We start from the raw sequence: 5,978 nt of genomic DNA on the forward strand, positions 1-5,978 counted from the left end.
GAGGCCGCTCGCGCTGGCGCGAACCGGCTGATGCCAAACGATTATCAGCCGTTTGGCGCGAGCCTACGGGCCCCGGCATCAGGAAGCGACGCTTAACTTAGCGGTATTGCGTCAAAGCCCCCACTGCAAGTTCCACTTCTCACGAATCTGCCGAGCGTTTCCCCATGCCGCTTCGGCCGCATCCGCCTCGTCCATCGCCATCGATGCCTCGGCAACTTGATCGTAAAGCCTGGCGAGCATATTCCAGGCCATCCGATTGCCGGAGCGGAGCCGGGTATAAGCTTCAAGGTCCTCGACCGCTTGCTCGGCACTCGCCTTCGACTCGCCGAATCGCTCGATCCGGAACAGGGTTTGGGCGTGTTCGCGGAGTGCCATCGCGCAGAGAAAGTGATACGCGGGGACGTCGGGAAAGTTGCTTGTCAGCGAACGATAGATCGCGACGGCCTCGTTCAGATGCGAAATCGCGGCGTCTGAATCCGAACGGTCGACCAAGTCTCCCATCGTCTTGAGGGCATCGGCCAAGGTTACTTTGTAGCGTGGAATCGCGGGATACGCGTCACTCAGGTCGCGGGCGATCTTGATCCCACGTTGAAGTTGGGCGATCTGTTCCTGGGCATCATCCGACCGGCGTGAGCGTCGAATCGTCGCGGTCAACATTTCCGCCAGCTCGCACTGATAGTCGGGGACCTGTGGATGCTCCAACACCAACGCGTCCAGAATCGCGATTCCGGCAGACTTGACATGGGTTCGCTCATCGCTGTTACGATCCGAGGCAAACGGGTAATACGCCCGGTAGGCTCGCGCCAGCGCCAACTGGTAACTCAGATGATTGGGTTCACGATCGACCAGCGTCTCCAGGATCGAGACGGCTTTGCGATGGCTGCGTTTCGCGTCCTCATGGTGAAACATCAACCATTGCGATTGGCCCAGGTTACTGAACGTCCGCGCCAACTCGGCTTGACAGGACGATTGGTCCGGGTGGACCTGTGCGATCAGGACGTCGCGTGCCTTGAGGAACTGCTGCTCCGCTTCGACGAAACGGCTGGTCGCATGCTTGACCAGCCCCAATTGATTGAGCACCTTGGCTTTGATCAACACCAACGAAGTGTCATCGCCGGAATCTTGTTGATCCAAAATTTGCAAACAGCGAACGTAGGCGCGTTCGGCTTTCCCGTACTTGCCCAACCGCTGATAAATGTCGCCCGCCCGTTTGTGGACTCGGGCGGTATCGCGTTGCAGCCGAGGACTGGGAGCGTTGTCGACGGCGAATCGATCGTAGAACCGAATCGCGTCTTCCATCAGCGACGCGTTGTGATCAGAAACCAACAACTGAAGCTCGCCCGGTGCGGGGTCGTCGGGGCCGGGCTCGAGATCTGTCGGACGAGCCATCCAACTGGACGTAAAACGACCCAGGATCTGATCCATCGATTCCAGCGCCACGATCAGATTGTTTTCGGCGCGATGTCGCTCTTCAACCGCTTCGCGCCACTTCGAACTGACCAGAACGAACGACGTGCCGATCACGATCGCCAACGTGCCGACCAACGAAGCGGCCAAGGGATCCCGACGGGCCCATCGCACCATCCGCCCGAGCCCTCCGATCCGCCTGGCACGCACCGGACGCCCCTTGATGAATCGCGTCAAATCGTCGGCCAGTTCGCGTCCGTTGGCGTAGCGTTGCTCCGGCTGCAACGCCATCGCTTTGAGCACGATCGCTTCCAGATCTCTGGGAATGCGAGGCCGCACGTCTCGCGGCTTTTGAAACTCCCCACGCAGAATCCGGTCCACCACCGCGGCCTTGCTGCCGGCGACAAAGGCCGGTTGCAAGGTGATCAGTTCGTAGAGTGTCACCCCCAGGCTATAGAGATCGCTACGCGTGTCGTGTTTGCCGCCGAGTTGCTCGGGCGCCATGAACCGCAGCGTCCCGGCGATGTCGTTCCGGTCCACCGACGGGTCTTGCTGCAATGCCGTCGCGAGCCCGAAATCGGTCACCCAAACCGTTCCGTTCGGGTCGATCATCAAGTTGCTCGGTTTGATGTCTCGATGCAGGACGCCTTGGCTGTGTGCGTAGTGAATCGCGTCGGCGACCTGCACCCCGATATTTGCCGCGCGTCGAAAACTGGACGTGATCTCCAAACCCAAACTCGGGTCCACCGCCTTCGACTCCGGCTCTGCGGCAACATCGGGCAGATTCCCCTCGCGGTGGCTGAACCAGCGGGCGCGGCGGACCGAACGATTGCTGCCGGAATCCGCCGTGCTGCCGGACCCGAGACGCCAGGCCTGCGTGTCATCGGCCGACACGTCTCGCTGCGGCCGGGCCTTGGCCTGCTCGATGATTTCGTCCAATCCGATCCCATCGATTCGCTGCATCACAAAGTAATGGAGTCCGGCATGATGCCCGACACCGAACACGGGCACGATGTTGTTGTGGTGCAACCGCGCCGCCGTCTTGGATTCTCGCGAGAATCGCTCCAGCTTGCGGGCCTCCCGGAGCGTTTGGCGAGGAAAGACCTTGACCGCCACGCGTCGCTGAAGACTCTGTTGCTCGGCTTCGTAGACCACGCCCATCGCTCCGCGACCGATCTCGCGAATGATGTGATAATCGCCCAGCTCCTGCGGCGTATCGATTTCAATGTCGTAGGGATCGGCCGTCGCCGACAACGTGTTCTCTTTGAACTTTTCCAGCGCGATCATGACCGGAAACTGCAGACGGATCTGATCGGCCAGTTCCGGATGCGCTCGCGCGTACTCGTCCGTCGTCACCTGTTCCCCGCGGCGCCGGCGTTCCAGCAATTCTTCGCCGAGTGCCTCGACCGGGTCACGAAACTCCGCCTCATCATCGTCGCGGACGTGCGTAGGGTCATGATTCATCGAGGAACCCGGGGATTTCTTGAAGCACTTCTCGGAGCCGGGAGAGCGCCCGCATGTAACGATTGCTGGCGGCCGCGTCCTTCAGCCCCAACACCTCGGCCACTTCGCTGTTGCGCAGCTCTTCGAAGTGCCGCAGGGCGATCACCTCGCGGTCGATCTCGTCCATCCCTTCCAACGCCCTCTCGATCTGCAGGACCAACTCGGCATGCATCGCCAACTGACTCGGCGAGGCCAAGGCGGACGCCAGTTGTAACGCCATCGACGCCGACGTCGCCGCCAACAACTGACGGTTGATCCCGACCTCTTGCTTGATATCTCGCATCTCCGCCTTCAAATGACGGCGATGGACGTCGATCAGCCGCTGGGTCGTCAATTGGCGGAGCCAGACATAAAAGGACAACTGGGGACGCTGCAGATAATGCCGCATCCGCTGGTGGGCATCGATGTAAACCTCTTGCAAGATGTCCGATGCATCTTCGCGGCCTCGCAATCGGCGGTCCATTCTAAATTCAAGCATCCGTTTTAAACGCTCTCGGTGAATCGAAAAGAGCTCCACAAAGGCGTGCTCTTCGCCGGACCGCAAACGCTCGACGAGTTCTTCGTTGAAGCCGCTGCCCGGCATCTCGGTCCCCTTGAAACGGATTGAAATCGAATTTTACACCATGCCACCGCCGACCCCGGCGGACGCCTCAGCCGTCGCCGGGGTGCCCCGGCACACGCTCGCAGCCACCCCCAAAACTTTCCGGAACAATCCGAGCAGAATTCTGGTCGGTTTGGGTGTAACCAGAGGCGATCGTTGCGTTTCAAATCGAACCGAAAATCGAATGCGGTGCGTTTGCCGGACAAGGTCGTCCACTGACTCTCATGCCCCCACCCTTATTGTAACCCTGGAACACTGATCATGGCACGTTTCGCGCGTCTGGCACTCTGGACGGTCCTTCTTTTCCCCGTCTTGGTCGGATGCCAACGACACACCGGACTGAGCGGAAACAGCAGTGAGATCGCTGACTTTCTCGCCGAACACCCGGGATCGGATCTCGGCACCGAAGTCGAAGGCGGCGACCGCTAACACGCTTCATCCGACCGGCCGCACAGCACGCACAGCATGCCTCGCCGCCCAACCTTTCTCCAACATTCACCCATTTCAAACCTTAGGAAAACTTGCATGAAACACTCCTCTAGACGCGCCTTCACGCTCGTCGAACTGCTCGTCGTGATTGCCATCATCGGCATCCTCGTCGGACTCCTCCTCCCAGCCGTTCAAGCGGCCCGCGAAGCCGCTCGGCGAATGAGCTGCAGCAATAACTTCAAACAGATCGGCTTGGCCGTCCACAATTATCACTCCGCCTACAAGCAGCTACCGACCCACGGAACCGGGACCTACCACCGCCGAGACGCGGGCAATAACGATCCCGTCACCGGAAACAACGGGATGAACCTGAGCTTTCTGGTCGGCATCACACCGTTCATCGAACAACAAGCCGCTTGGGATCAGATTTCCCACCCGTTCCTGCCGAAATCGGGCACGGCCATCAACGGCGTCAGTGCCTTCCCGCCCATGGGCCCCAACCCCCACAAAGGACTCGCCAGCCACGCGTTGCACCAGTACGACCCCTGGCTGATGGAGGTCCCCGGATTCCGCTGCCCCAGTGACCCCGGCGTCGGACTGCCCGCCCACGGCCGCACCAACTACGCGGCCAACCTCGGCGACGCGATGCACCACACCTGGGTCGGCGATCGCTACTGGTCCGCGACGGTCAACGGCAGCCCGGGCTGGTGGAACATCACGTCGCCAAACACCGGTTTGGCCCAACGCAAACAAGAATCCAGTCGCGGCATGTTTGTGGCCCGTAACCAGTCCCGTTTCCGCGACGTGCTCGATGGACTGTCCAACACCGTCCTGGCCGGCGAAATCCCCACCGACCTCGGGGATTCTGATGTTCGCACCCGCGCCTACATCAACGCCGGACGCAACGGCGGCGTCTATGACGATCCTGCCATCGCTGAAACCAACGGCTGGAAAGACCCCGACGATCCCACCTCCTGGCTCCCCACCCTGACCAGCCTGCAAGGCAACGGCGAAGGCATGCGTGGCTTTCGCTGGGCTGCCCACGCCGGTGTGTATTCGTCGATCTGCACGATCTTGCCGCCCAACCGTGAACTGGTCATGAGCAACGGCATCACCTCCGGCGGAACCCTGGCCCCGGGAAGCCGACACCAAGGGGGAGCCCATATCTTGATGGGAGACGGATCGGTCATCTTCATCACCGATTCGATCGAAGCCGGTAACAGCCACTCGCCGACCGTCTACACCAACGTCGGTGGCACCAGCAGCGCCGCGATCAACCCCAAAGTTGTCCCCGGTTGCCAAAGTCCGTTCGGACTCTGGGGCTCCCTCGGCACGCGAGACGGCAAAGAAGTGATCCAAGAACAGCTGAACCAGTAATCAGTTGATTCGGTCATCCTAACGCCCTTGGATCCATCCCGATTGGATCCAAGCGATGCGACGAACCCGTCTCGGTCGCCGGTGAGTATTCGCCACGACCGAGACATTCGTCATCTTCCCACCAGGATTTCCGCCTCTGTCGCTAGTCGGGGTTTCTCCCCACCTTGCGGAAGCGATCGATTTGGTAGACGCTTAGAACCTGCGAGTTCGTGAAGAACTCGTGAAAATCAATGTTCGCTCGGTGCCAAGTTGTCTCCGATCCTGACGAACACTGACTGTTCAAACCACCAAAAATCCCACAGGGTGCCCAGATGCTACGCAAGTTCACCACCGCCGCTTTCGCTTGTGCATTGACCGTTTCCATGATCGGTTGCGAAAAACCCGCCGACACCACCGACACGTCTGCCGAAGAAGCTGTCGAAGTCGTCGTCGAAGAGACCGAAGAAGCGGCAGTCGAAACCGAAGAAGCTGCAGAAGCCGCCGAAGAATCGGTTGAAGAGTCGGTCGAAGAAGCCGCCGAAGCAGTGGAAGAAGAAGCCGCTGCCGAGTGATCGCGTCCGTTCTCGGACGACAACGTTCCGCGGTGCTCCAGGCTCCCGCCGAGCACCCGCGGACGCCCCACTTCTCGCATCCCAGATCGGATCGCAAACGAGCAGCCGGC

The 5,978-nt window shown here is 60.4% G+C and carries 5 protein-coding genes; 3 read left to right on the forward strand and 2 right to left on the reverse strand.

Annotation, left to right across the window (positions count from 1 at the left end; genetic code table 11):
• Window positions 1-111 precede the first annotated feature (111 nt).
• Window positions 112-2,871 (reverse strand): protein kinase, encoded by a 2,760-nt coding sequence (locus tag ABX749_RS18605; protein ID WP_372897283.1) that lies wholly within the window; start codon window positions 2,869-2,871, stop codon window positions 112-114.
• Complete coding sequence (locus ABX749_RS18610) at window positions 2,861-3,493, reverse strand: sigma-70 family RNA polymerase sigma factor (protein ID WP_145220637.1); 633 nt, start codon at window positions 3,491-3,493, stop codon at window positions 2,861-2,863. Before ABX749_RS18610 ends, ABX749_RS18605 begins: the two co-directional genes overlap by 11 nt.
• A 279-nt stretch (window positions 3,494-3,772) precedes the next feature.
• On the opposite strand from ABX749_RS18610, the gene ABX749_RS18615 reads away from it, so the two are divergent.
• From ABX749_RS18615 to ABX749_RS18625, 3 genes are all read left to right on the forward strand, one after another.
• Entirely contained in the window at window positions 3,773-3,940 is a 168-nt protein-coding gene (locus tag ABX749_RS18615) for a hypothetical protein (protein WP_372897284.1), read from the forward strand.
• Between the two features lie 96 nt (window positions 3,941-4,036).
• Window positions 4,037-5,317 (forward strand): DUF1559 domain-containing protein, encoded by a 1,281-nt coding sequence (locus ABX749_RS18620; protein WP_372897285.1) that lies wholly within the window; start codon window positions 4,037-4,039, stop codon window positions 5,315-5,317.
• 311 nt (window positions 5,318-5,628) lie between these two features.
• Window positions 5,629-5,868 (forward strand): hypothetical protein, encoded by a 240-nt coding sequence (locus ABX749_RS18625; RefSeq protein ID WP_145220641.1) that lies wholly within the window; start codon window positions 5,629-5,631, stop codon window positions 5,866-5,868.
• The last annotated feature ends 110 nt before the right edge of the window (window positions 5,869-5,978 follow it).

Origin of the sequence: Stieleria sp., from assembly GCF_041595215.1 — a bacterium.
Lineage (GTDB): Bacteria > Planctomycetota > Planctomycetia > Pirellulales > Pirellulaceae > Stieleria > Stieleria magnilauensis.